Origin of the sequence: Acinetobacter sp. I-MWF, assembly GCF_025433935.1 — a bacterium.
Lineage (GTDB): Bacteria > Pseudomonadota > Gammaproteobacteria > Pseudomonadales > Moraxellaceae > Acinetobacter > Acinetobacter guillouiae.
In genome coordinates this window covers 2,888,654-2,912,727 of the sequence record NZ_JAMBAR010000001.1, presented here as the reverse complement: position 1 = coordinate 2,912,727, position 24,074 = coordinate 2,888,654, and the positions used below count along the sequence as shown (strand labels likewise).

Genomic DNA, 24,074 nt, shown 5'->3' with positions numbered 1-24,074 from the left:
TATATTGCTTATTCTAAAACCATACAACTATAAAGCCTTTTGGATGAAGCAATGAGAACATTACAATTTACAGCAAACTGTGAGAATCATAGTAACAGTCACAATCATGGTGAAAATGTATGTTATGTCACTCAGGAATACGTGACGACTTTGTTGTTAAAACAACTGTCTCAATATGGCTTTAAAGCGGAAACAACACACTCCGATGAAGACCTTGCTGTCAGCGTAGAAAATCATCCAATTGGTTTGGGGGTTAATTGTCATTTAAATGATCAGGGCTTATTAACTTGTGAAATTTCAGCCCATGCTGATGAAGAACAAGCATGGTTTAAGAAGATTGCAACCCAGAGCATGATTAAGCAATTGGCAAATGCTGTAGAAAATACATTAAAAGAAGATGATGCGTTTAGTGGATTTGAATGGAAAGTATAAGCAGGACCTAGGGGATAGCTATGCAATTACAAACATTTATCAATAAATTTTCAGTAGATCAGGCAGGAAACACAGTAAGCTTTGAAACTGTAAAAAAATATCAAGCGTATTTACCTGAAGCGCTCTTAGAGCTTTGGCAAAATCATGGTTTTGGCTTCTATGGCAACGGTTTGCTACAGATCATTAACCCTGAGCTTTATCAAGATGTGCTTTGGTCATGGTTAATGAAAGATCAACCTGATATGACCCGATTACCCATTGCTATTTCGGCATTTGGTTTGGTGTTTTATTATCGTTTATTAAGCGAAGATGGCGATGAGGATGTATCCTTTATCGACCCGCACAACTCGGATATTGGGGTAACAGCTTGGTCATTAACAGATTTTTTTAATGACTGGATTTGTGATGATGAGATCATTGAGCAATTTTTAGAAAAATCAGCCTTAGTAAAGGCGCAAACTCAATATGGTAAATTAGCTGAAAATCAAATGTATTGTTATCTTCCTGCACTGAGATTGGGTGGGCGCGCCAGTGATCTCAATTTAGATAAGGGTGATGCTGCCACACATTTAGATTTTTTATATCAACTTGCTGTGAATAACTGATTTAAAAATCATTCAAAATAGATGTTTAGAAATGACAGTTTGATTGAGATAAAACTGTCATTTCTATTATGAATTAAATTATGCTATTACTCGACACGTAACCATGTTTGGCTACGCCCTACTGCTGAAATACCTAAATATCCACGAAGAAATAGTTTCTTGCCATTTGGGCTGACTTTACCTTTTAAGCGATAGATTTTGCCTGAAACTGGGTCAATAATTTTCCCATCAGTATAACTCACATGATCATCTGTCTTTAGCCCAGAGATTACCTGTAAGCCAATAATTGGCTTGTTGGTATAAGGTGCAGGGCAATTGGTGCAAAATTCTTTTGGAGTGTAGCCTGGGCGTGGTGTTGCTTTTAATGCTGTACCCGCATAGGTACCGTTACTTTGTTTTTCAATTTTAACCAGTCCCTTTGCTTCACCAGTTTTGTCATCGATATAACGCCAGGTTCCCACAATATCTTCTGCAAAAGCTGTCGATGTTAAAAATGCGATACATGCTGTCCCCAATAAAACTCTCTTCATTTCCCTTATTCCTTAAGTGGGTATTTTCTACTTTAAAATCATACTTATTTAAGGCGTTGATTATATAATGAATAGTTGGGTCATTTATTTACATAATGTGCCAATAAGTATGAAATTTAAAATGAATTGGCACATAAAGATAAGCAATTGATGAGCTTGTAAACTGGATTTAGCATAGCTGAAGCTTATGTGATGACACTCACCTTAAAAATATCATTGATTGCTTCAAAGTGAATTTCACAATCTAAGAATTTTTGAATCATTTTAGCTTGTGTTGTAGTGTGTTCACTGACAACTTGAGCAGTAAACTCACCGCCTTTACCTAAAGCTAAAGGCAATAAAAGTTGGTCTGCTAGGTATTCGTCAGCCACAGCATCGCAAGCTAAAAAGGATTTAACTTCTTTGGCTAAATCATGCGCTACTTTTTCTGCACTTTTCTTCATTTCACCTAACGCAGAAAATACTTGTTGATGGTGTTGGTAATTTAACACCACAAAAGCTGTATTCCCTTGGCTAATCCCTTGAAAATTTAGTCTATTACGTTGGCTTAAGCTCAATTTGTTATGCAATACTTCCAGTTCACGATCCGCAATATTCTGTTGAATATTTAAGGCAGCGGCATAGCCACGTATTTCCAGTAATTTGCCTTTATTTAATACTGAATATTCAAGCTTATCTATCCAAGGATAAGTTGTAATATTGATTTGACCCGCACCAATTGGAAAGAAACCAGCACGTTCGCATTCAAAGTCGACTTTTATTCCAAGTTTATGAAGAGCAGGTAGAAAGCAAGACTCTATGAAATCTGCAGTCGGTGCCATTGGATTATGTGTTCCGCCGTGGATACTGATTTGACTGATTTCATTTTGCATCATCAGTGCTGGTAGTAGTGTTTGTAAAACCAATACTGTGCTACCGGCTGAACCAATATGAAAATCATATTTACCCGCCTGAACTTGTTGGGGTTGAAAATATAATTTTTGTGAATGTAGTTCAGCACCTTCCACAATGGCATTACTGATGCGTTGTGATGCTTGTACACAGACTAAATGCTGCCGCATCAAGCCCGGCTTTTTACGTCCTGCACGAATATTCACAAGCTCAAATGGAATACCCGTTAACATAGACAATGAAAGGGCAGTTCTTAAAATTTGCCCTCCACCTTCGCCTTGTGAGCCATCAATTTGGATGGTTTTATTTTTTACTAATGTGTTCATTTTGTTTTTCATCATTTCTTTCTAAATCATTCGGTTTTCGAACATGTTTTAAAAATCGTAATTCACTTACAGTATATTGTTGATAATTATCTTGTGCCTCTGCTAATGAGATTGCATTTGCACCACTTTTTGAATTTGGATGAATATTTTGTACAGGATCATCTTCCCAAAAACAAACTGGACAAATCTCAAAGTCAAAATTACCAGAGGGTTGATCTCTCGTGTAATGATGACAACAAGAACAATGGTAATTCATTAAAATTCCTAAAAGGGGTGAACATACTGTCAGTGCATGGTGATGCTTAGTGCATTGTAACTTTGCTCTCACAAAGGTTTGCATTGTACGTAGTGATGGGTTGATTTGTGCTTAAAGTTTTAAGCTAACCCGCTCGCTCATCAAGCCACTACACCTTATTTTCAATCCTATGTTGTGGAGGTAGGGGATCTTGCACTCGCCCAGTATGTTCGGGTTTTCTCAAATGACGAATCACTTGAGAAAAGGTGAAATATATTGTCAGTACGTGGTAATACAGTGTGAATAGTCACTCTGATTCACAAAGGTTTAAGTGATGATAGGTGATGGATTTGATTGGTGCGTTTCCGCTCTAAATCCGCTTCGCTGTCATTACCCAAAAATGATGCTGACTTTTATTTCAATCTATACAGCCTTAGATCTTGTACTCGCCCAATATATTTCGAGATCTGATAGGGTAAAGCCCTATCAAAGCTTTTAAATGATGGCTTTAAACGTCAAGTAAATCAACTTGCCAATTGGTGGCTTGTATCAATACATTCAAGTCGCGTAATTTGGCACTGATATCATCGGATTGTTTTTGCAAGGATGATACTGGAATGACCTTATGCCATTTGATTTCACGTGTGCTATAGCGGTCAGGCTCACGTTGTGTGTTGCTGATGGCAGACGTTAAAATTTTATGGCGCTCCACAAGCTCATCACGTTGAGTAAGTAAAGCCAATAATGAACGACCATCTGTTAATTTTGCCAAAGCATTGGTTTGATGAATGGCATAAACAAGTTTTTGGGATTCTTGAGTTAATGCAAATACTTGCTTTAATAACTCATTTGGATCCTCGGATGGCTCATCACCGTCCTGTACCAATACGTTCGCATTGATACGTTGTTTCAATGAAGCGAGTTTCTTTTGTTGATCGCTTCGTAATAAGAGTGCTTCTGCAAGTTTCATTTTATTTTCCTTATCGCTTTTAATAGTCAATAAATATTTAACACAACGATTTCATATAAAGTTTGCTGGGGTAGTGTATCAACTGGGATTGATTCGGCAAATTCTATAACGTCTTCTAAAGTTTGATTTTCATGCCAAGTGGTCATGAAATTATAATCATCGTCTTCAGGTAGATCATAATTACAAAATTCTAAATAAGAATAATCCAATGCATCATCCCAAATTGAACATTCATGGCCCCAAGCTAAAGCCCAATAGCATTGTTTAGATTTTACAATCCAATCACTGCATTGATTGCGCCAATCATTGGTTACATTGTTGTTGTGTATTGCTAGCACAACAATGTATGGCTCTTGTGGTAATTCAAGATGGATTGCTTGATTAGCCAAAAGATCGTAATGACTGATCTTGACTTGTTTAGAGCGATCCATTGGTATTACTCATTTTGATTAATCCAAGTGTGATTAAGTACCCAGTCGTTAATACAGAAAAATGGTAGATTACGTACTGGGTAAATTTCATGCCATTCATGTTGATTAAAATCATTTTCAAAAAAACGTTGTATTTCTTGTTTCAAAGTGTTCAGAAAAAAATACTTATTCAATTTAAGAGTATGCACAAAAGACTTTGCAATAAATCGAATAATTAATTGATCCTCTATAATCGAGTTTTCTGCAACAATTTTAACAACATGACCTTCTTCATCTATCTCAATAGAGGCTGGCAGAATATTTTGTTGAATATTCCACCCCAATTCACCAAATCTTGAAACGGATCATAAACATCTGATAAATCTATTGAGATTTCTAGTTGATCATATTTGAAAATTAAAGCAGCCCAGCCATGATCAAACATTTTTAATTCAATAGAAATAAATGAGTGATTTAATCTCCCTAATTTATGCATCAACTAACCCTTTACACAAACAACCTGACTTAAGGTATAAACCACTTCCACTAAATCACTTTGTGCTTTCATCACATCTTCAATTGGCTTATACGCAGATGGAATCTCATCAATCACGGCTGCATCTTTACGGCATTCTACACCTTTGGTTTGTTCAATCTGATCTTCCACAGTAAACAACTTTTTCGCTGCAGTACGGCTATGTACACGACCAGCACCATGCGAACATGAACAGAAAGACTCCTGATTTCCCTTACCTTTGACAATAAAAGACTTGGCACCCATTGAACCCGGAATAATTCCATACTCACCCAAACGGGCACGTACAGCACCTTTACGTGTTACCAGTACTTCCTGACCAAAGTGTTCTTCTTTATCCACATAATTATGGTGGCAATTTACGGCTTCAACTTTGGCATTAAATGGTTTATTGATGATGATTCGTAAAGCTTGAACCGCAGCTTCCATCATTAACTCACGGTTTTTCATGGCAAATCGTTGTGCCCAACCCACCGCAAACCAATAATCATCAAAGTGTTCAGTCCCTTCCACTAAATAAGCTAAATCTTTATCAGGCAGGTTAATAAAATGCTTTTGCATATCTTTACGTGCAAGCTCAATAAAGTGGTTACCAATCGCATTTCCAACACCACGAGAACCTGAGTGCAACATAATCCATACTTGTTGATGCTCATCTAAACAGACTTCAACAAAATGGTTTCCAGTTCCCAAAGTACCTAACTGTTTATGGTTGTTGGTATTTTTTAAACGGGGATGTTTGGCGCAGATATATTCAAAATCAGTTACCAATTCAGCCCAAGCCTGATCAACACGTGCAGTAGGTGTATCCCATGAACCTCGGTCACGACGACCACGACCTTTGGTCATACCATGTGGAATTAAACGTTCAAGTTCGGTACGCAGTGCGTATAAGTTGTCTGGTAAATCTGATGCGCTTAGCGAAGTACGTGCGGCCATCATTCCACAGCCAATATCTACACCGACCGCAGCAGGGATGATTGCGCCTTTGGTTGGAATTACACTTCCAATCGTTGCTCCGATTCCGACATGTACATCTGGCATTACTGCCATCCATTTATAAATAAAAGGCATTTGTGCTGTTTTTAATAATTGGTCTTTCGATTTCTCATCAACAGGGACACCTTTGGTCCACATTTTTATAGGAACACCTTTAGCATCCTGAATTACGTTATAAGTACGTTCCTGTGCTAAGGAAGTTTGTTTTTCGATTTGTTCTGTGACTAACATCGTCATTGCTTTGATCCTTTTCAAAACCTGCCTGCCAAGCGGTTGCAGGCAGGTGATATTTATATACATCTCATGATGTATGCTTTGTATATTGCAGAGAGTGTGCCAACTTTGTCTTTTAATTGATTTTTATTTTATAAGATATTGATTTATAATAAATAGATAAATTTAGATTTTATTTTAAATGTGCATTTTAAAAAAATATGCAAATTTAAATATTATTTTAGATAGTAATTTATCTATTTTTATATTTTAAATGAAATATAAAACAACCAATTCCTAGACATAATAAGAAAAGTAGGCTAAAACCAATTGAAAAGATGAGGCTTATTTTAGAGCCTTGTAAATATGCAAATAGAGTGATTGAAAATATTAGGTTATAAATACTACTAAGGAAATATCTTCCACAATGTGGTGCAAATTTAGTTGTAAAATAGCCGAGCCAAATAGCTATTGGAAAAATTGATATAATTGAAAAATAATAAATTTTTGAGCAGGTTGGGATATTTTCTTGCTGGAAACCGCAACCCAAAGTGAGTGAAAGCAAAAAAATGACGTAGAAGAAAAATAAGAATACAAAAATTACTAAAGGAAATAAGAGGAAAGCAAACCAAGTACGCATTGTTATTATTCAGGATATTTATCATGTTACAGATTATAGTATGAAATCTAGCTTGGGAGAATTTCTTCTCCCAAGCTGAGTTTGATGAAATTTGTGAATCTTAATTTTTGTTCATATCCTATACCGTATTATCATCAGTTGGTTGATAATGTTCTTCGATATGGATTTTTAACCTCAGTGCGAGAGGATCATCTTCTAGGATTTGACTATGCCCATGTAAAAGTTTCAGTTCACTTTTTTTACGACTTTTACTTGGCGGTTTTTCATGATAGTTCTGGCACTTCTTATACCAGTGGTTAGTTTCTAAATAGTACTTTTTGACTCTTAGTTTCTCTAAAGCAAGATCAAGATTGTTATCGTCAACAATAACTTGTATAGACATGATTTGCGTTTTACAGACTGACACCTGTCTTTGGTTTTAAGTTGAGACTCCAAGCTAGCAAATTTTTTGTTGATTCACAAGCATCGCTTTTAAACATGATGAGTTTAAAAAGAAAAGCAGTCACAAACGTTAAGATTAGATTTTGTGAGTGAACATGATAGGAGGGTTTAAACCCTACACTAAAGCGTTACCATGAAATCCAATCTATATTCGTGACTGCTTATCGTGTAAATCTATTTATTATAATAAGAGTACATCAACAAAGAGCTGAAGACAGTCGTAGCTCTACCAACTGAGCTACTGTATTTTGTCATACAGGGTGGTATCGAAGCACCGACAAACGCGTAATGTAGTCCTCAAAGCATTTGATCTACTTTCATTATTGCATATACAAGATCAAAAAAAGTTGGTGTTGGATATGTGCAGTACCCGAAATACTGTGCGTGAGATCGCGATGTAATCCAACAGGCATTTGATCGTTTAAACATAGGTCACAAGTCCATCAACAAATTTGATTATAAGACAAACAATTCACCGCTTTTGCTTTAAGCGACTGTATGTATATACAGCAGAGGAATCTAACCTCTGATCTGTGAATTCTAATGTAGTCCTATGCGTATTTGATGGACTGATGGCCCCAGTATATTTTCATATACTGCCCTACAAGTGAATCAACAAATTTTTCAAAGACGCTCGTGCCTTACCGCTTGGCGACCATCATCGAAATGATGGGGTGGATTCGAACCACCGATGACGTCAATTTTAAGATGTAGTCCTTGAAACATTTGATTCTTTTACTGCTTTGCATAAACAAAATGTTAAAGACGTTTCGTTGCTCTATCCAACTGAGCTACTTTTCAAACTTGGAAAAGCGTGAAAAGGGTGGATTTGAACCACCGACCTACGCATTAAAGATGTAGTCCTTAACGCATTTTATGCGATGTATTTTGCCAACAAAGGTGTCGATAAAACATCAATTATTCAAAGTAATGTAGTTCTATCTGCATTTGGCAATTTCTTACTTAGCACAACAATTAAATATAGAAACAGCATAATCTTGAAATGTAGTTCCTATGGCATTTGTGCTTTTTATCTAACCCAGTCTTATCAAGTGTGGACATTGTTAAATGTAAACACTTGAAGAGACTCGATCAAATTTGTTTATACATTCAGCTTGCATAAAGCTGAGTTTGTGTAATATCTATTTTTTCAATTTCGTTTACCCAATGATCTGCATGCATTTCATTTTTGGCAAAACTTTCAATCAGTTGAAATACCGTATCGGAAAATCCACCGACATTCATCACATCGCTATGTTCAGGCATTTGCGTAGTGGTATAGGGTTGCAGATCAACACACACCAGTTTTGCATCAGGGTTATGCTGTTTTAGCTGTTTCCAATAATGCATCATCCCAGTTTTTCGGTGTGATCTTGGAACTTGATCTGCCCATGATTCATTATCAGAGAAGTAAATTACCATATCGACTTTGGCATTTTCTTTTACTAACAGTTCCAAAGGCTTAGAGCAATCAGTTCCACCACCACACATGCTGGCAAATTTTTTAGCCAAAGCAAAAATATCAATTTCTGAATTTTGCTGTTTTCCAAAATTTTTTCGTTTTAAATATTCCTGTACTTTGCTGAAATTGGATAATTGACGAACTTCAGTATCAAACGGCATCAAACGAATATTTGGATTTACATATTTAAATGCACTAGCAAATAATGCAGCAGCATCTACGCAACGTAACTGAGAGGTTGCACCCTGACGATAACCTGTCACAGAACTTGACATCGAACCGGAAACATCAATCGCAATCACCACATTTCCTTCAAGTTTCGGTACATTGGCGATGGCACGCTGCATAGCAAACTTTAGCGCATTGGCAATTTCATGTGGCATATCCTCTGCAAGTGCAGACCAAGCCATCATCAATTGATATGGAAATACTCGACTTTTGGCTATGGCTTGCTCATCCATCAATTTATCGGCAATGATTTTTGTCATTCCTTTGATTTTAAAAACATCATGGCGTAAGAAGGTATTTAAGTTCATACGTAGCATTTGCCAAGAACCATTTTTTGCAATTTCGGCCCATTGTTTCGCATTCAAATTTAAATTGGTTAGAAGCTGCATCGGCACTTTAGGTACTTGTGTTGCTGTTCCCAATCGAAACTCTTCCAATGCTTGCACTTGAGTCGGTAGTTGGACAAGTTGGTATTCTTTTCCTAGGACATAGGCAAAAAAAGCATCGTGTTGAACTGTCTTTGGTTTTGGATGAGTCATTTTTAACACATCGGCAAGTGAAGGGCTGTTTCCAATATTGGCCGCAATCAATTGTTGATCCGATGCTGAAAGAATCCATTCATTGACCATACGTTTCGGTAATGAACCTAATGACTTACGACCAATCATTCCAGAGCGCATGATTTGAACAAAATTTCTCAACTGTTTTCCATTATCAATAATCAAAGGAAAAACTTGCTTAAATAATTCTGCATTAAGTTCAGAAAGTAAAGCCAATAACACTACAGGTGTATCTTTCATATGTGCCTTTTGGCGTGCATAAATTGCAGTTTTAGCCACAAATTCAGGCTCTACTTCAAGCGCTAGGTTTAGAATACTATCAAGTTGCACTTGTGCATTTTGATAAAAGGTCTGATTCAGTGTACCTGTTGCAGCAAGCTGCGCTAATGCGGCACGAGATTTTAATTTATATGCGCGACCACCAGCTTCGTTGTATTCAATGGTTTTTGGTTTTGCCTGTTGTTTAGAGGCAAAAATTGTCTTGTTCGCCATGACAGCATCCTCAAGTGATTTTTTAATTTCTTGAGATAGATATTGCAGAGAGTGTGCCAAGTTTTATTCTGGAATGAAATTTTATTTTTAAGTGACTGATTTTATTAGTTTAAAAAATTTAAAAGTTCAGTGGTTATGTGTTTTTAAATTTAAAAGGTATAAAATAAAATATCTTTATTTATAGATTTTTATCTTTATTTCTATTTTTAAAATAAAAATCAATGAGCCTAATGTTGTGCAAATAAAAAAAGGACACTAACTCCAGCTAAAAGCAAAGTTAGTTGGGATATAGTCAACCTATTAAAAACTCAGGCACAAAAAGATATTTTTTTTAATTCATATTTTTAATTAAATTAATTGCATGGCGGAATAAACTATTTGAATATAAAAAGCTTGCACTGCCACACCTTTTGAAGATGAGGCCAAACCTTGCGCTGCAAACAAAGCTGAGCTTTGTTTTGCTCATGTTGGGCGAGGGATAGATCCTGTACCCCCGCATTCCTACACAATGGGCGATATCCATATCTCCACACGATAGAACGACCATCTATGATTCAATAATATTGCATAGCGTTAAATTGAAGTTGGGAAAATTACTTTTCCCAAGGTTTCCCAGAGCGAAGCTGTGTTAATTCGCCGTGCATATTTAGTTCATACTGATCAAAATCATCAGCAATATAAAAATTGCCATGATAGTACTGGGCAATTTCATCACCAATGCTTTGCACACCTTGTGCATCGTGGTAACGGGCACTAAGATGGGTTGCAATTAAATTGGATAGCTGAATCGATTCGGCAAACTCAGCGACCATTTTCGCAGAACTGTGCATTGGACCTGCACCTACTTTGTCTAACACCGCTTGAGTATAGGTGGTTTCATGAATCAGTAGTGCCGCATCCTGACAAGCGTTGGATAGTAATTCTGGCTGGTCGTTATCTCCACCGACAATGGCGTAAACACTTTGAGTGTTTTGAATGAGAACATCTTGACTTAAGATGGACTGCCCATTCCACTCAATATTTTGACCTTGTTGTAGATCGCCCCAGAGTTTACCTTTCGGAATTTTGAGTTGATTTAAAACGTCAACATTGAGTTTGCGCAGAGTTTGTGTCGCTTTAAAACCATAAGCATAACTTGTCACACGGTGGTGTAAGTGATGAACGTCAATGGAAATATGCTCATCCAATTGCAATGGACTCGTCAATGTATTTACATCGATAAAATGTATTGGATAAGGCAGGAAAAGTTCAGTGAATTGACAGGTTGCTTCAAACCATTGCTGAATTTCTTTGGGTGCAATCAGCGTGATTGGATCTTTGCGTGCATTCATACCAGCACTTGCCAGTAAACCCATCAAGCCATAACAATGATCGCCGTGTACATGCGTAATGCAAATGGCTTTTAAATGTTGTAAAGAGAGTTTTGCTTGTTGAATACGATGCTGTGTACCTTCGCCTGCATCAACCAATATCCAGTCTTTGCTTTTGCAATAATGAATCGCTAAACCTGACACATTGCGTGTTAATGTGGGCACACCAGAGGATGTGCCTAAGAATGTAAACTGTAACATGAGGAATTAAAACCTATTGAATATTTAAAATGTTTTCTATGATTGTTTTTACAACAAAGCAGGGTGGATTCCATCAAAAAAGTGTCGAATCAGACGGTGATGGGAGAAGTGAGTAAAAGCTTTGTACATCAATAGTATAGTCGCATTATATTCAAAAGAGAAACTGAGATTTTTAAAATATTAAAAAATGACGGTATAAACAGTATTTGATTTTTGACAAAATAAAACTATGCTTTAAGCAAGATATATAAAATTTTATAGATTTATAGAAATATGCAAAAATTTAAAAAAACAGTCGTGATTGGTTTTGTGGGTTCAACTTTAGATCAAGGGAAAAAACTTGATCGCTGGCAACGCTGGCGTCCTACCATGAGTTTGTTGATGCATGAAGATTTAGTGGTTGATGAGCTGGTTTTGTTACATGATCGCCGTAATGTCAGCTTAATTGATCATTTGCGACAAGATGCTTTAGAAATCTCACCGCAAACCCAGATTACTGGCCATAAGGTGAATATCCGTGATCCCTGGGATTTTTCGGATATGTATGGTGCATTATATGACTTTGTAAAATCATATTCTTTTGATACTGAGAACAATCATTATCTATTACATATCACCACAGGTACGCATGTTGCGCAAATATGTTGGTATTTATTAATTGATGCGCATTATTTACCAGCCAAACTCATTCAAAGTGCACCTACAGGTAAACAACAACCTGAGGGTGAATATCGGATTATAGATTTAGATTTATCTCGATATGCAGCATTAACCCAGCGGTTTGAACATGAACAGTCTGAAAATTGGCAGCAGTTAAAAGCCAATATTGCCACGAAGAACCAAAAATTTAATCAAATGATTCAAGAAGTAGAACTGGTTGCAACACGCTCAAGTGCGCCAATTTTGATTATGGGTGCAACAGGAGTCGGTAAGTCGCATTTAGCTAAGCAAATTTATCAATTGAAAAAGGAAAAATTTCATCTTTCAGGGCGCTTTATTGATGTGAACTGCGCAACGCTGGTTGGTGATAGTGCGATGTCGACATTATTTGGTCATAGTAAAGGCGCATTTACAGGCGCTATTGCAGCACGTACTGGTTATTTAAAAAGTGCAGATAATGGCATTTTATTTCTCGATGAAATCGGCGAGCTAGGGTTGGATGAGCAAGCCATGTTGCTTAAAGCCTTGGAGGATAAGTCATTCTTTCCTGTAGGAAGTGATAAAGAGGTTCAGGCTGACTTTCAGTTGATTGCAGGAACCAATCGAGATTTACGTGAGGAAGTTCGTGCAGGGCGGTTCCGTGAAGATCTATGGGCTCGCTTAAATACATGGACCTTCTTTTTACCAAGCTTAAAAGATCGTGTGGAAGATATTGAACCGAACATCACCTTTGAATTACAGCGTTTTGCTGTTGCGCATCAACGGCAGTTACGTTTTCATACCGATGCCTTAGAAAAATATTTAAAATTTGCGCAATCTGCAGATGCCAGTTGGCAGGGGAATTTTCGTGATCTAACGGCAAGCGTGACACGTATGGCGACTTTAGCCAATGGCGAGCGTATTGGTTTACATGAGGTAAATGCTGAGATTGGCCGACTACAACAAATTTGGAATATTGCTGAAAATAAAGATGCTTTAACCCAATCGTCACTGATGAAAATTTTAAGTGCTGAACAAGTGGCGCAGATTGATGAATTTGATCGTATTCAATTGCAAGGGGTGATTGAGGTTTGCCAAAAATCGAAATCCATGGCCGATGCTGGACGGCGTTTATTTTCTGTATCTCGTGAGCAAAGACAAACCACCAACGACAGTGATCGAGTGAAAAAGTATTTGGCCAAATTTGCTCTGAGTTGGGATGATGTGAGCGGATAAATAAAGTGAATCATTCACCTTATTTATCCTAGAATTCTTTTTAAATTCAGATTTATGGCACAAGAAGAAAACGCGAAATTGCGATTCTTAACTGCTTTAAATAACCTGTAAAGAAATGGTTTGCACCTGGCAATACGGTGATTAAATGGCGCTGAGGTTTCGCCCATTCAAGCAAATCAGAGAGTTTAGTCGTCGGATCTGCTTCACCATGTACAAACAGGATATCGCCTTTGATTGCTGGGGTAACATAATGACGCAGACCATCTACAGTGGATGTTGGTAAACCACATAAGATCACTTGTTGTGGTTTAATTTCATCAGGTAGCGCATGATAGGCTTTTGCCATTACATGTGCACCAAAACTAAAACCGCCAACATAGAAAGGTAGACTTTTGTGTAATTGTCTAACGTGTCTAATGACCTCTAGAATATCTTCAGTTTCAGCAAAGCCTTCATCATGGATTCCATCGCTTTGTCCAGAACCACGAAAACTTGGGCGATAGACCACACAACCCTGTTCAGAGAGGATTTGTGCAAGTAAAGCAGGAACTTTATGTTGAGGTGTACCACCTTGCAGTGGGTGAGGATGACAAACGACAGCAAAACCTTTTACTTCGCCCACAGGATAGTCAACAAAAACTTCAATTTTGCCAACCGAACCTTGAATGAACAGTTGTTCGGACATAATTTAAACGATCATAAGCAGGGAAGTGCGATAGTTTACCGATTCTGTTCACAGAAAACATGAATTGGAATTAAAATATCCCGACTGTTATAGTTTGATTAGTTATTTTTTGATCAGGAAGACCATGCTCGCCTTAATTTCCCCTGCTAAGACGCTCGATTACCAGTCAGCACTCCCGACCGATACGCACACTCTACCAAGACTGCTGGATCAATCTCAACAGCTTATAGACCTAAGTCGTAAACTCTCCGCTTCAGATATTGCCAGTTTGATGAGTGTCAGTGAAAAAATTGCCAATCTCAATGCGGAGCGTTTCCGTGACTGGAATGCTGACTTTAGTTTTGCCAACGCGCGACAAGCAATTTTTGCATTTAAAGGCGATGTTTATACTGGTCTGGATGCATATAGTTTGTCGCAAGACGATCTCAATTTTGCGCAAGATCATTTACGCAGCTTATCTGGTCTATATGGCTTATTACGTCCTCTTGATTTAATGATGCCGTATCGTTTGGAAATGGGAATAAAACTTGCCAATACTCGTGGTCATAACCTTTATGAATTTTGGGGAGATCGAATTACCGATTTGATCAATCAGGATTTGCAACAAAGCGGCTCAACGTTATTGGTCAATATTGCTTCTGATGAATACTATAAATCGGTCAAGGAAGCAAAAATTCAGGCTGATATTATTAAACCAGTATTCTTAGATCAGAAGAATGGTAAATATAAAGTGATTAGCTTCTATGCTAAAAAAGCGCGTGGCTTAATGGCTCGATACATCATTCAAAATCAATTGAAAAAAATGGATGATCTTAAATCCTTTAATACCGATGGTTATTATTTCGATGCCGAGAGTTCATTGAAAGGTGAACTGGTATTTAAGCGTGATGAGCAAGTTGCTTAAGTATTTCAATCGTTTAATGTATTGAAAGAGAGTTGGCTTGCTTAAGCCAGCTCTTTTTCAAAAATAATGTATTCATGACCAAGCGAATTTACCGCTTTGATTTGAACAAAGTTAAACATATCTTTAATTAAATCAATTATTTGATGATGAAAATCTAGCACTGCCACACCTTACATTCAATGTTTAAATAGCTTTGCGTAGGCGATGCCTCACTTTTCAGAGATGAAAAGTGACAAAAATCTTCTGTTTGGCGAGGGGTACGTCCTGTACCCCCGCCCAACGGCGACATCCCTGTCGCCCCACGGTAGGATCACCATCTATGATTCAAAAGCACAAAAAATAAGCTTCATTTTTGATCAATGACTTGATAGAAATCACTTGTATGAATAATTAGCTAGTTTGACTATAAAATAATCTGCAGGTCTTTCGGTGATTTGTTTATGTGTAAACTCATCACCGAACATGGGATAACAACCAAAAATGTTGTATTAATATATAAAGTCTTAGATGTTCTATAAATATGATCATAGCTAAAACAGAAGATTACCTCAAACCATTCAATCAGTATTGGGGTGAATTTGCGAATCACATAGCAATCGAAACAGAGCAGTGTATTTTTTTACAGCAGTTGCTTGTTGCTGCTTATACTGAGCCACAACGTCATTATCATACGGTTCAACATATTGTCGAATGCCTTGTGTTATTTCACCAAGTAAAAGCGCAATTGAATGATCCTATTGCTGTTGAGTTGGCAATTTGGTTTCATGATGCCGTTTATAATCCTCAAGCAAAAGATAATGAACAACAAAGTGCTCAATTAATGCGCGAGCATTGTACGGATATTTTAACGCAATCGGTCTTAGACAAAGTTTCTCAATGGATCATTGCAACACAAGAGCATCAACCGTCTAAACAGCATGATTTAAATTATTTACTTGATATCGATTTAGCAATTTTGGCTAGCTCTGCTGAACGTTTTGCAGAATATGAACATCAAATTCAACAAGAATACGCGTGGGTTGACGCTGAAATCTATAAAGTCAAAAGAGCAGAAGTTTTACAGCATTTTTATCAAATGCAACCTTTGTATCAGACTGAATATTTTAGAAAACATTTTGAGCAAAATGCGAAAGTAAATTTGTCAAAATTTTAAAAGTGAATTTATATCAGAGCAGAAATCGTTATTATTCGGTCTTTTATAAATTTGCTGATTTCATTTTTATAGTTAAATCTCATATCATTAAGCATTTACTACATTATTAAACCTTACATAAAATTTTACATCAAACCCTATTTATATTTAGGAAAATATTTTGAACATTGTCAATATTTTGAGTTTATCAGGTCTTCTTTTCTTAAGCGCTTGTTCTCAACAAAATTCTCAGAATGTAGCTCCAGCGGAGTCTACGAGAAAAGCAGCGATTGCAGCAGATAATAATGACAAAGTTGATCGTGTAAAAGTTGATACAGGAAAGGCAAGCAGTGAAGTTGAAGTCGAAATTCCTACGACTGTTACTGAAGCAAAAATAGAGCATAAATCTAAAGGATTAAATTATCCTGATGAGCTTATACAGCAGGTAAAAGATGCACAGAAACATTGTAAGCAAGCAGTAGCGGTTGATATGAAAGATGTTGTTACGGTTGTGGATTTAATTGGGGATGATCAGCCAGAATATATTTATGAACCTGACTTGATTAGGTGTGTTGAAGATGGTGTATTTAGAGGGCATGGGGGAGATCAGCTGGTGATCTACCAATCTAAAGATCATAAAACCATACAAGAAATTTTTAACAGTGCAGTATTTTCTTATCAGATTATCAATAATCAAGCCAAAGCTATCGTTCAAGTCGAAGTTGGTGGGGGATATTGTGGGCAAAACATGGCAGAAATTAGCCGTGCAGAAGCAATCAATTGCAAGCGTAATCTGGAATGGGATGAGAGCCTAAAACAGTTGAAGATGGGTAAGATGTATGTTGATGAACCGAAGGCTAATGCTGAATAAGTGCTATTCAATATAAATAGCACTCTAAGCAGTCAATTATGTACGAATAATCATACAGGTCGCTGTTGCATGTGCATATAATTTGCCATCTTCATCGACCAATTTCCCTTCAGAAATGGCAAGACTTTTACTTAAATTAATCAACTGTCCAATAGCAAATAATGGCTTATTCTGAGGTACAGGGCGGCACATTTTTACATTTAAATCGATGGTCCCATAACCTACGCCTGCTTCTAGGGTGGTATGTACAGCACAGCCAGTTGCTGAATCTAAAACTGTTGCTGCAAAACCACCATGTACGCCACCTAAAGGATTTAAATGACGCTGATCCGCTTTGACTTTAAAACTTGCATGACCATGCGAAATTTCATGTAAATCCATCGGGATGGTTTCACTAATCGATGCTCTAGGAATGTGTCCATCAACCATTGCTTGTAGAAATTCAAGCCCTGTCATTTCTTTTGGGTGTTTCATATATTTATCCTTCATATGGGGTTCTAAAAGAGAACTTAAAATAAAATATGATGTTGAGGGATTTACTGTCAAACTTTTTATTGAATTTGAACGATTGAGTTTTATTTTGGGGTGTTTGAAATAAACAATGAGTTTTTTATAGATGACTAAATTTCAGAAATTTCATACAAGAAATCAGAAACACTTAATGCCAATACTTCATGATGATCCTGTGATTCAACAATATCAACCATGAGATCATCAAGTCCTGTGTGATCTTTGATTGAAACGCCTTGGATTTCTAAAAAAGTTAACATTGTTGCAAGTCCAGTACGTTTATTGCCATCGACAAAGGCATGTCCTTTAGCGATAGCAATTCCATACCAAGCTGCAATCTCAAATAAATCTTTAACATCATTGTAATACATTTGTTGATCTATACGGCTGAGTACACCTTCATTTCATCATGAACAGCAATAACAAAAGTAGATGTGATTAGACTCATTTGTAAGCAAGCTCGTTAAGTTCATCTTTGTGTTGATGAATTACGCGTTTAACGCTATGCATCACAATACGCTTAGTCGCTTCATCGTTACTGAATTGCATAGATAAAACTTGACCTGCTATAGTTGGGCGAGCTTTTCGATTTTCAATTTTAAAATCTTTAAGTCGCTTAACCATATTGCACCTCACATTATTTATTTAATAATCATAATATAACATACGGTTTATATTATAAAAAAACTAGAAGAAGAAAATTATAAATTCAAACACTTAGTGCATATGAAGTTTTTAATGTTCAAAATCGTAGAATTTTTCAATATGGTTGGATTGATGAATGATTTTTAAATCAATTCTTTCACCCGTTGCCCATGTGGCAATCGATGCTTGTAAGTCGACATCAATAATATCGAGCTCTTTACATAAGGTTTGATCACTTTCAATCACAATGAATTGAGGTGATTGTGTCTTTAGACACTTTGCAATATACCGTTGAATATTTTGGAGCTGATAAACATCTATAATTTTATAACGCATACTTTTCCAAATATTATATTTAAATTGTTGTATTGACTAATTTAGAGCGAATCATTTCGCTTTTCAATTAAAAAACATCCGTATGATAAAAAATATCTGTTTCACTATAATTTCACTACATCATTGTAGTATCTTTATGGAAAATTTATAAAACAAGGAAATCATTATGAAAGGGCAATGTGTTTGTGGGGCAACAACGTTTACGGTTGAATTAAAAAATCATGATGTTCATGCGTGTCATTGTTCAATTTGCAGGAGACAAACGAGCGGTGTAATTATGACGATTGATGTCGAACAGGGCAGTTTACAGTTTACTCAAGATGAGCACTTAAGCATTTATAATTCTTCTGATTGGGGCGAGCGAGGCTTTTGTAATTGCTGTGGCACGAATTTATTTTGGCGGACTAAAGACCAAAGTTATTGCAATATCAATGCATTTGCATTGGATCAACAGCCTCAAGATATAAAATTCGATATGGAAATTTTTATAGACAATAAACCTGAGTTTTATGCTTTTAACAATGAGACAAAAAAACTAACCGAAGCAGATGTAATCGCGCTTTTTGCAGGAACCACTGATTCATAAGTGAGTTATTCACTGATTCGGATAAGACCTTAGATTTTTATAAAACCAATAATCCTATGCCAGCCAATTTAAGATTGACTGGCATTTTTATGTGCTTGGACGCTGAGTTTAAGGTTTATAAAGCCCAAGTTCCGTCAAATGTAATCTTAAAATCCGTCTAAGTTCCAATACCGCTTCAGGTGTCTCTTGGATCGAATGACCACCTTTGATAATTTTCTCAGATACTGCGCCGTCCAAATGTGAGCTGGTATATGGAACGATTCCATCCGTCATCACGTTAGGATCGGTGCTATTGGTGATATTGCCCATAATTGAGTGATAGATCATGTCTTTCTTAGGCATCACGTTTTCAGTCAATTTGGTGAAGTTTGAGCTATGGCTTAAGTCACTTGGACCATTTTGAATCAGTCCATGCCCAACATCTTTTAAAAAGTTTTTTGCATTTAAATCACGATCATCAATAGAGTCAGCTAAAGCCCCCAAGAATGCACCTGGCAGCTTAATAATCCGACGAGCAGCCAAAGTGAACCAGCGATCAGCAAATGCAGTACCACGATGTGGTGCTGAAATAAAAATAGCACGATCAAAATTAGGCACAGATTGAATAGTCAAACGAGATTTGAACATTGGATCATCTTTAAATTTATCAAATTTACGATTGTTCAACATCTTTAAGGCGGGTTGAGTCAGATTGGCATCACTGACTAATAAGCGCGCAATAATCCCGCCCATACTATGCCCAATCAGTACGGCATCTTTAGCAGAAGCTGAATTTTGATTAATTGAAGCAAAACCTTGATTAATGATAGCATTGATCTGAAAACGGCTTTCTAAGATTGGCATATTGGTTGAATAAAAAACCTGCCAAACTTGATAGTGCTCACGTAATACATTGTCGCCCATAATATCATTGGTTAAACGAATCCACGCTTCAGGGCTACTGGCTAAACCGTGTACCAAAACAATCACTTTCTTATTTGGGTTATACGGTTCAAGCATATATAAATGAGGCATAGTCAGGCTTTGATCGCGATCGATTAAGCTGAGATAAGCCGCAATACCTAAGTTGTTTTGAGCCAGCCATAGACCATAGGGAGCTGAAAAGTTTGCAGCAAGCGGGTATTGTTTGCCACCAATTTTTAAATTTTCAATACTATACGGGTCATACACATTCAGTTGAAAATTTGGGTTATGTAAGATGTTCTGTAATGATTCATTTGCATTTTCAGGTTGTGCTGCAATACTGACCGATAAATAACGCGGTTGATGAATATTGGGATTTATGCCGTTTTTGTATTTATAATCAAATGGATTCACAATATATTTGTTTTCTTCAGGTGCTGTCGTGTTAGGTAAAATTGCGACAAATTCTGCACCGAAACCATCTCTACGGTTGATCGAGCGTAATCCTGAGAAGTTTAAATTATAGCTTGAAACAAGATCCTCAAGTTCAATTTGAGCCAGTGCAGGGTAGCCATTAAAATTAATACGATAAGTGCTTTTGCCCACTTTAATTTGTTTCGCCACTTTTTGTTTTTTATTTCTTATGGCATATGTCGAAATCAGTTTGGCTAAGGCTTGATTATAAAAGTCACGTATCTGAACTTGTCGGTTGTTAAAAATACGGTCTTGAGGTTGGCGTTCAGTTTTAAACAAATAGGCATAACTATAACGGATGCTGTTATCTAACATCACCATTTGCTGATCTAAACATTGCTCATAGTTTTTCTGAGCGGCTTGCTGCTTTTCAGTGGATTGATGTTTTGAAAAAAGACTGACTTTACAATTAGAAGAGTCACCAAGATTGATTGCTTTGGTTAAGTAAATTTCACTTGCGGTGGAAAGCAGTTGTTCATCTTGAATCTGTGGAATTTCGGCTAAATCGGCCACACATTTTTCGGGTTCATCTGTACATGATTTGGCTTCACGTCCAGTCATTGATAAAACATTTAAGCTGGCTTCACTCATTTTTGAACGTGTCAAAATGCTGTCACGTTCATTGGCAATGGTTACGTTCACCTTTTGATTTTTTACACTGACAACTTGGCATCCAGATAAAATCAATGGGCTCATTGCTAAAGCACAAAGCAAAATATTGTTTTTTGAGTATTGCATAATCATTAACTAGATCAATCTTTGTCTGAATCATACGTTAGTTTTATTCAATTTATAAACAAAAAAATAGACTGAATGTTCAGCCTATTTTTTCAAAAATTTATAAATTTATTTTGCCAGAGCTGGGTTTTTCAAAACCTGCCAAACGTTGTAACGACCTTGCTTTTCAATTTCTTGAATTAAGCGATCTGCAACTTCAGCTTCTTCTGGGTATTTCACTTTATAGTTTTTCAAGGTTTGGATCGCATTTTTCTTTTGCTCCATACCAATAAAGTTGTTTGCAGAAGATAAATAGGCTTCTTGAACCCCTTGTTTGATAGCTTTATCTAAATATGGAATCGCTTCTTTTTGACCGCCACCTTCAGATAAAGAGAAACCAAACCATAAGTTTGCTTCAGCGTCATCTTTGTTGATTTTGAGAATACGTTGAGCATATTCTAGTGACTTGGTGGTATAAGAAGAACCTAAGTCAAGGTTACGGCCTAAAACACTGGCTTTAAATGCACGAATCAAAATATCAAAAGAAGCATTTGGTGCCGCAGCCAATTGGTCAAGCTGAGTAGAGACTTCTTTCAACTTAGTTTCAAAACCTTTACGTTCTTTACGGTCACTAAATTGTGGTGGGTAATGACGTGCTTTACCTTCAACCATTTGCAAGAAATCATCAATTGCAGTGATGTCAATTTCATTGTTTCCAGCAAGTACTGCATATTTCATAGCACGTTGTGCGCTATTTACTGTAGGTACAATCAATTTATTGGTATCTAAAATGATTTTTTGGTTTGGATTTGCAGGATCTGTCACTTCGAGTTTGTTTACAGGTTGAGCCGCTGCTTTTTTCAACTCTAATTCAAAAACTGGCGGTTGCGAGTAATCGAAAGGGTTTAATGCATAAAACGGAGGAGACAATTCAGGCTCAGTGTAAATAAACGGCTCGTTTGCATCTATTTTATTCTGTTGCTTGGTCGGTGTTGTTGAACACGCAGTAAGTAATGATGTTGCGAGCAATGCATATGCCAAAGGCTTAATCGTCATGTGTTTCTTCCATTAATTTATATTAAAAAACGTGCATGCGCATCAGTCTATGAAAAGACGTCTGAACATGCAACTTGATTTGGTTCGTATTATTAAAAATTATACATTACAGTCTATTGACACTTCATTTTGTGAAGTATTAGGAAACCTTATGCTTTCGATGAGTGGTTTTGTGCTTCACATTCACGTCTAACTTCTTCGATAATTTTGATTTCATCTTCACTTAAAGGCTGTTCAATATTGTGTTGTAAATTAAAGGTTGGGTCTAAAAGTGATAAACGCTGGCACAAACTATTGATGCGTTTTTCATTTTGTTCCAAACGATCTAACAAAACACGCATACCATCAAGCATAGGGTCAGATTGTTCTGGTACGGCTGCGTAGGCTTGAAATTCTGTGTTTTCAATACCACTGGTCATTTCTTCTGGACAACTTGGTTCTGGTGTAGTGACGATTTCTTTATCTTTGCTAATAAAGCGAGCAGGATTACCTACCGCCGTGACGCCATCAGGTACAGCTTTAGTCACCACAGCATTTGAGCCGACTTTAGCATTTTTACCGACCACAAAAGGGCCTAGGATTTTTGCACCAGCGCCTACTACAACACCGTCTGCTAAAGTCGGATGACGTTTACCTTTATTCCATGTCGTGCCACCTAAAGTCACCCCATGATACAAGGTGACATCATCACCAATTTCTGCTGTCTCACCAATCACCACACCCATACCATGATCGATAAAAAAGCGTTTACCTATTTTAGCGCCAGGGTGAATCTCAATACCTGTGGTAAAACGACTAAAAGAAGACAAAATGCGTGCTGAAGTTTTACAATCTTTTTCCCATAATTCATGGGCAACACGATGCATGATTAATGCATGTATCCCAGGATATGTGGTTAAAACTTCAAATGTATTACGCGCAGCAGGATCTCGCGCAAATACAGCTTGGATATCTTCTTTAAGCTGTTTTAGCATTAGTTTTGATCCTCATCTTTTGACTTTTTCCATGTACCATTATTTAAGGCTTGAACTCGGCTAAAAATGCCTCTTAATAAATGATATTCCATCTTATCTAATTGTATACGCCCAAATAATCGACGCAAGCGTAAAGGCAGTAAACGCGGGTTTTTAGGGTCTAAAAATTCGATATCAGCCAACATTTTTTCAATATGCGGATAAAACTGTTCCATTTGTTCGTGTGTGACCAAAGGTTCATCCCAATGCATATCTTCTGAATCTGTTACCCGCATCACTGCTTCAGTATCCAGTGTCTTATCAGCGAGTTCTAATGTTGCCATACGCATTTCATAGCACAGTACTTGAATGGCTTGAGCGACATTTAACACTCCATATTCACTATTCACTGGTACGGTGACATGAAAGTTTGCCAGCGCAAGCTCTTCATTGGTTAAACCACGATCTTCACGACCGAAGACAATAGCGATTTCTTGTTGGTGTTGGATAACAGCCTGCATTGATTTTTGCGCCGCAGGGCGTGCATCAAGCAAAGGCCATGGAATGGTGCGACTACGTGCACTGGTTCCAAATACAATATGACAATCTTTAATGGCATTTTCTAAGCTGTCGACAATTTCTATGTGCTCAATCAGATCTGCTGCACCCGCTGCCAAGGCATCTATATCTGGGTGAGGGTAGGTTTTAGGCGCAACGAGCACAAGTTTAGTTAAGCCCATTGTTTTCATTGCACGTAGAGCACTTCCGATATTGGCAGGAAGTGTCGTATTGACCATGACAATACGTACATGACTTAAATGCTGTGAAATCACAGCATTGTCGAAAATATCCATGAATATTCCAAAATATTAAGCTTTAAATTCAAA

Annotated in this window: 25 protein-coding genes and 1 pseudogene; 7 read left to right on the top strand and 19 right to left on the bottom strand. The window is 37.0% G+C overall.

Going from position 1 to position 24,074, the window contains the following annotated elements:
* Window positions 1-51 precede the first annotated feature (51 nt).
* Together M2R48_RS13555 and M2R48_RS13550 are read left to right on the top strand one after the other, a co-directional pair.
* Window positions 52-432, top strand: coding sequence for a hypothetical protein (locus M2R48_RS13555; RefSeq protein WP_004719243.1), 381 nt, complete (start codon window positions 52-54; stop codon window positions 430-432).
* A 20-nt stretch (window positions 433-452) separates the two neighbouring features.
* A complete protein-coding gene (locus M2R48_RS13550; protein ID WP_262086436.1) occupies window positions 453-1,037 on the top strand; it encodes a GAD-like domain-containing protein in 585 nt (194 codons plus the stop codon).
* Window positions 1,038-1,123: 86 nt separating this feature from the next.
* Here M2R48_RS13550 and M2R48_RS13545 read toward each other — a convergent pair whose 3' ends face one another.
* From M2R48_RS13545 to M2R48_RS13500, 10 genes are all read right to left on the bottom strand, one after another.
* Window positions 1,124-1,567 carry a DUF2147 domain-containing protein gene (locus tag M2R48_RS13545; RefSeq protein WP_262086435.1) on the bottom strand — a complete coding sequence of 148 codons (444 nt, stop codon included), beginning with the start codon at window positions 1,565-1,567 and terminating at the stop codon, window positions 1,124-1,126.
* Between the two features lie 185 nt (window positions 1,568-1,752).
* Window positions 1,753-2,784 (bottom strand): RNA 3'-terminal phosphate cyclase, encoded by a 1,032-nt coding sequence (rtcA, locus tag M2R48_RS13540; protein WP_262086434.1) that lies wholly within the window; start codon window positions 2,782-2,784, stop codon window positions 1,753-1,755.
* Window positions 2,762-3,040 carry a CPCC family cysteine-rich protein gene (locus M2R48_RS13535; RefSeq protein WP_262086433.1) on the bottom strand — a complete coding sequence of 93 codons (279 nt, stop codon included), beginning with the start codon at window positions 3,038-3,040 and terminating at the stop codon, window positions 2,762-2,764. The genes rtcA and M2R48_RS13535 overlap by 23 nt, the downstream gene beginning before the upstream one ends.
* Window positions 3,041-3,527: 487 nt before the next feature.
* Complete coding sequence (locus M2R48_RS13530; protein ID WP_004822548.1) at window positions 3,528-3,989, bottom strand: DIP1984 family protein; 462 nt, start codon at window positions 3,987-3,989, stop codon at window positions 3,528-3,530.
* Between the two features lie 26 nt (window positions 3,990-4,015).
* Complete coding sequence (locus M2R48_RS13525) at window positions 4,016-4,420, bottom strand: hypothetical protein (RefSeq protein ID WP_262086432.1); 405 nt, start codon at window positions 4,418-4,420, stop codon at window positions 4,016-4,018.
* A 5-nt stretch (window positions 4,421-4,425) separates the two neighbouring features.
* Window positions 4,426-4,743, bottom strand: a complete 318-nt coding sequence (locus M2R48_RS13520) for a hypothetical protein (RefSeq protein WP_262086431.1) — start codon at window positions 4,741-4,743, stop codon at window positions 4,426-4,428.
* A 155-nt stretch (window positions 4,744-4,898) separates the two neighbouring features.
* Window positions 4,899-6,164 (bottom strand): RtcB family protein, encoded by a 1,266-nt coding sequence (locus M2R48_RS13515; protein WP_262087496.1) that lies wholly within the window; start codon window positions 6,162-6,164, stop codon window positions 4,899-4,901.
* A gap of 740 nt (window positions 6,165-6,904) precedes the next feature.
* On the bottom strand, window positions 6,905-7,168 hold the full coding sequence (locus tag M2R48_RS13510) for a hypothetical protein (protein ID WP_154129391.1): 264 nt from the start codon (window positions 7,166-7,168) through the stop codon (window positions 6,905-6,907).
* 1,169 nt (window positions 7,169-8,337) lie between these two features.
* Window positions 8,338-9,969, bottom strand: a complete 1,632-nt coding sequence (locus tag M2R48_RS13505) for a TROVE domain-containing protein (protein WP_262086430.1) — start codon at window positions 9,967-9,969, stop codon at window positions 8,338-8,340.
* A gap of 593 nt (window positions 9,970-10,562) precedes the next feature.
* Window positions 10,563-11,540: a ribonuclease Z gene (locus tag M2R48_RS13500; protein ID WP_262086429.1), complete on the bottom strand. Its 978-nt coding sequence runs from the start codon at window positions 11,538-11,540 to the stop codon at window positions 10,563-10,565.
* A gap of 273 nt (window positions 11,541-11,813) precedes the next feature.
* On the opposite strand from M2R48_RS13500, the gene rtcR reads away from it, so the two are divergent.
* Window positions 11,814-13,415 (top strand): RNA repair transcriptional activator RtcR, encoded by a 1,602-nt coding sequence (gene rtcR / locus M2R48_RS13495; RefSeq protein WP_262086428.1) that lies wholly within the window; start codon window positions 11,814-11,816, stop codon window positions 13,413-13,415.
* A gap of 52 nt (window positions 13,416-13,467) precedes the next feature.
* Here the strand turns inward: rtcR and M2R48_RS13490 are convergent, their stop codons facing one another.
* The gene (locus M2R48_RS13490; RefSeq protein ID WP_004719268.1) at window positions 13,468-14,100 is read right to left on the bottom strand and encodes an alpha/beta hydrolase; all 633 of its coding nucleotides are present in this window, start codon (window positions 14,098-14,100) and stop codon (window positions 13,468-13,470) included.
* A gap of 124 nt (window positions 14,101-14,224) precedes the next feature.
* Here M2R48_RS13490 and yaaA point away from each other — a divergent pair, with 124 nt between their 5' ends.
* From yaaA to M2R48_RS13475, 3 genes are all read left to right on the top strand, one after another.
* Window positions 14,225-15,004 (top strand): peroxide stress protein YaaA, encoded by a 780-nt coding sequence (gene yaaA / locus M2R48_RS13485; RefSeq protein WP_004719270.1) that lies wholly within the window; start codon window positions 14,225-14,227, stop codon window positions 15,002-15,004.
* Between the two features lie 520 nt (window positions 15,005-15,524).
* Window positions 15,525-16,157 carry a metal-dependent hydrolase gene (locus tag M2R48_RS13480; RefSeq protein WP_262086427.1) on the top strand — a complete coding sequence of 211 codons (633 nt, stop codon included), beginning with the start codon at window positions 15,525-15,527 and terminating at the stop codon, window positions 16,155-16,157.
* Between the two features lie 160 nt (window positions 16,158-16,317).
* Entirely contained in the window at window positions 16,318-17,007 is a 690-nt protein-coding gene (locus tag M2R48_RS13475) for a hypothetical protein (RefSeq protein WP_262086426.1), read from the top strand.
* Window positions 17,008-17,043: 36 nt separating this feature from the next.
* Here M2R48_RS13475 and M2R48_RS13470 read toward each other — a convergent pair whose 3' ends face one another.
* The 4 genes and pseudogenes from M2R48_RS13470 to M2R48_RS13455 form a co-directional block, all read right to left on the bottom strand.
* Window positions 17,044-17,481 carry a PaaI family thioesterase gene (locus tag M2R48_RS13470; RefSeq protein ID WP_262086425.1) on the bottom strand — a complete coding sequence of 146 codons (438 nt, stop codon included), beginning with the start codon at window positions 17,479-17,481 and terminating at the stop codon, window positions 17,044-17,046.
* A 146-nt stretch (window positions 17,482-17,627) separates the two neighbouring features.
* Window positions 17,628-17,965, bottom strand: a pseudogene (locus M2R48_RS13465) (type II toxin-antitoxin system death-on-curing family toxin).
* Window positions 17,962-18,141, bottom strand: a complete 180-nt coding sequence (locus M2R48_RS13460; protein WP_166782259.1) for a hypothetical protein — start codon at window positions 18,139-18,141, stop codon at window positions 17,962-17,964. Before M2R48_RS13460 ends, M2R48_RS13465 begins: the two are co-directional and overlap by 4 nt.
* Window positions 18,142-18,252: 111 nt before the next feature.
* Window positions 18,253-18,498, bottom strand: a complete 246-nt coding sequence (locus M2R48_RS13455; RefSeq protein ID WP_004719281.1) for a hypothetical protein — start codon at window positions 18,496-18,498, stop codon at window positions 18,253-18,255.
* A gap of 166 nt (window positions 18,499-18,664) precedes the next feature.
* On the opposite strand from M2R48_RS13455, the gene M2R48_RS13450 reads away from it, so the two are divergent.
* On the top strand, window positions 18,665-19,084 hold the full coding sequence (locus M2R48_RS13450; protein ID WP_004822517.1) for a GFA family protein: 420 nt from the start codon (window positions 18,665-18,667) through the stop codon (window positions 19,082-19,084).
* A 108-nt stretch (window positions 19,085-19,192) separates the two neighbouring features.
* Here the strand turns inward: M2R48_RS13450 and M2R48_RS13445 are convergent, their stop codons facing one another.
* From M2R48_RS13445 to M2R48_RS13430, 4 genes are all read right to left on the bottom strand, one after another.
* Entirely contained in the window at window positions 19,193-21,205 is a 2,013-nt protein-coding gene (locus tag M2R48_RS13445) for a lipase family alpha/beta hydrolase (RefSeq protein ID WP_262086423.1), read from the bottom strand.
* Between the two features lie 102 nt (window positions 21,206-21,307).
* Complete coding sequence (locus tag M2R48_RS13440) at window positions 21,308-22,234, bottom strand: ABUW_2363 family tetratricopeptide repeat lipoprotein (protein WP_096734442.1); 927 nt, start codon at window positions 22,232-22,234, stop codon at window positions 21,308-21,310.
* Between the two features lie 149 nt (window positions 22,235-22,383).
* Window positions 22,384-23,208, bottom strand: a complete 825-nt coding sequence (gene cysE, locus M2R48_RS13435) for a serine O-acetyltransferase (RefSeq protein ID WP_004822508.1) — start codon at window positions 23,206-23,208, stop codon at window positions 22,384-22,386.
* Window positions 23,208-24,041, bottom strand: coding sequence for an RNA methyltransferase (locus M2R48_RS13430; protein ID WP_262086422.1), 834 nt, complete (start codon window positions 24,039-24,041; stop codon window positions 23,208-23,210). The genes cysE and M2R48_RS13430 overlap by 1 nt, the downstream gene beginning before the upstream one ends.
* Between the last annotated feature and the right edge of the window lie 33 nt (window positions 24,042-24,074).

Coding starts and splice junctions, on each gene's coding strand:
- M2R48_RS13555 (WP_004719243.1), top strand. CDS start 52: ATGAGAACATTACAATTTACAGCAAACTGTGAGAATCATAGTAACAGT.
- M2R48_RS13550 (WP_262086436.1), top strand. CDS start 453: ATGCAATTACAAACATTTATCAATAAATTTTCAGTAGATCAGGCAGGA.
- M2R48_RS13545 (WP_262086435.1), bottom strand. CDS start 1,567: ATGAAGAGAGTTTTATTGGGGACAGCATGTATCGCATTTTTAACATCG.
- rtcA (WP_262086434.1), bottom strand. CDS start 2,784: ATGAACACATTAGTAAAAAATAAAACCATCCAAATTGATGGCTCACAA.
- M2R48_RS13535 (WP_262086433.1), bottom strand. CDS start 3,040: ATGAATTACCATTGTTCTTGTTGTCATCATTACACGAGAGATCAACCC.
- M2R48_RS13530 (WP_004822548.1), bottom strand. CDS start 3,989: ATGAAACTTGCAGAAGCACTCTTATTACGAAGCGATCAACAAAAGAAA.
- M2R48_RS13525 (WP_262086432.1), bottom strand. CDS start 4,420: ATGGATCGCTCTAAACAAGTCAAGATCAGTCATTACGATCTTTTGGCT.
- M2R48_RS13515 (WP_262087496.1), bottom strand. CDS start 6,164: ATGTTAGTCACAGAACAAATCGAAAAACAAACTTCCTTAGCACAGGAA.
- M2R48_RS13510 (WP_154129391.1), bottom strand. CDS start 7,168: ATGTCTATACAAGTTATTGTTGACGATAACAATCTTGATCTTGCTTTA.
- M2R48_RS13505 (WP_262086430.1), bottom strand. CDS start 9,969: ATGGCGAACAAGACAATTTTTGCCTCTAAACAACAGGCAAAACCAAAA.
- M2R48_RS13500 (WP_262086429.1), bottom strand. CDS start 11,540: ATGTTACAGTTTACATTCTTAGGCACATCCTCTGGTGTGCCCACATTA.
- rtcR (WP_262086428.1), top strand. CDS start 11,814: ATGCAAAAATTTAAAAAAACAGTCGTGATTGGTTTTGTGGGTTCAACT.
- M2R48_RS13490 (WP_004719268.1), bottom strand. CDS start 14,100: ATGTCCGAACAACTGTTCATTCAAGGTTCGGTTGGCAAAATTGAAGTT.
- yaaA (WP_004719270.1), top strand. CDS start 14,225: ATGCTCGCCTTAATTTCCCCTGCTAAGACGCTCGATTACCAGTCAGCA.
- M2R48_RS13480 (WP_262086427.1), top strand. CDS start 15,525: ATGATCATAGCTAAAACAGAAGATTACCTCAAACCATTCAATCAGTAT.
- M2R48_RS13470 (WP_262086425.1), bottom strand. CDS start 17,481: ATGAAACACCCAAAAGAAATGACAGGGCTTGAATTTCTACAAGCAATG.
- M2R48_RS13460 (WP_166782259.1), bottom strand. CDS start 18,141: ATGGTTAAGCGACTTAAAGATTTTAAAATTGAAAATCGAAAAGCTCGC.
- M2R48_RS13455 (WP_004719281.1), bottom strand. CDS start 18,498: ATGCGTTATAAAATTATAGATGTTTATCAGCTCCAAAATATTCAACGG.
- M2R48_RS13450 (WP_004822517.1), top strand. CDS start 18,665: ATGAAAGGGCAATGTGTTTGTGGGGCAACAACGTTTACGGTTGAATTA.
- M2R48_RS13445 (WP_262086423.1), bottom strand. CDS start 21,205: ATGATTATGCAATACTCAAAAAACAATATTTTGCTTTGTGCTTTAGCA.
- M2R48_RS13440 (WP_096734442.1), bottom strand. CDS start 22,234: ATGACGATTAAGCCTTTGGCATATGCATTGCTCGCAACATCATTACTT.
- cysE (WP_004822508.1), bottom strand. CDS start 23,208: ATGCTAAAACAGCTTAAAGAAGATATCCAAGCTGTATTTGCGCGAGAT.
- M2R48_RS13430 (WP_262086422.1), bottom strand. CDS start 24,041: ATGGATATTTTCGACAATGCTGTGATTTCACAGCATTTAAGTCATGTA.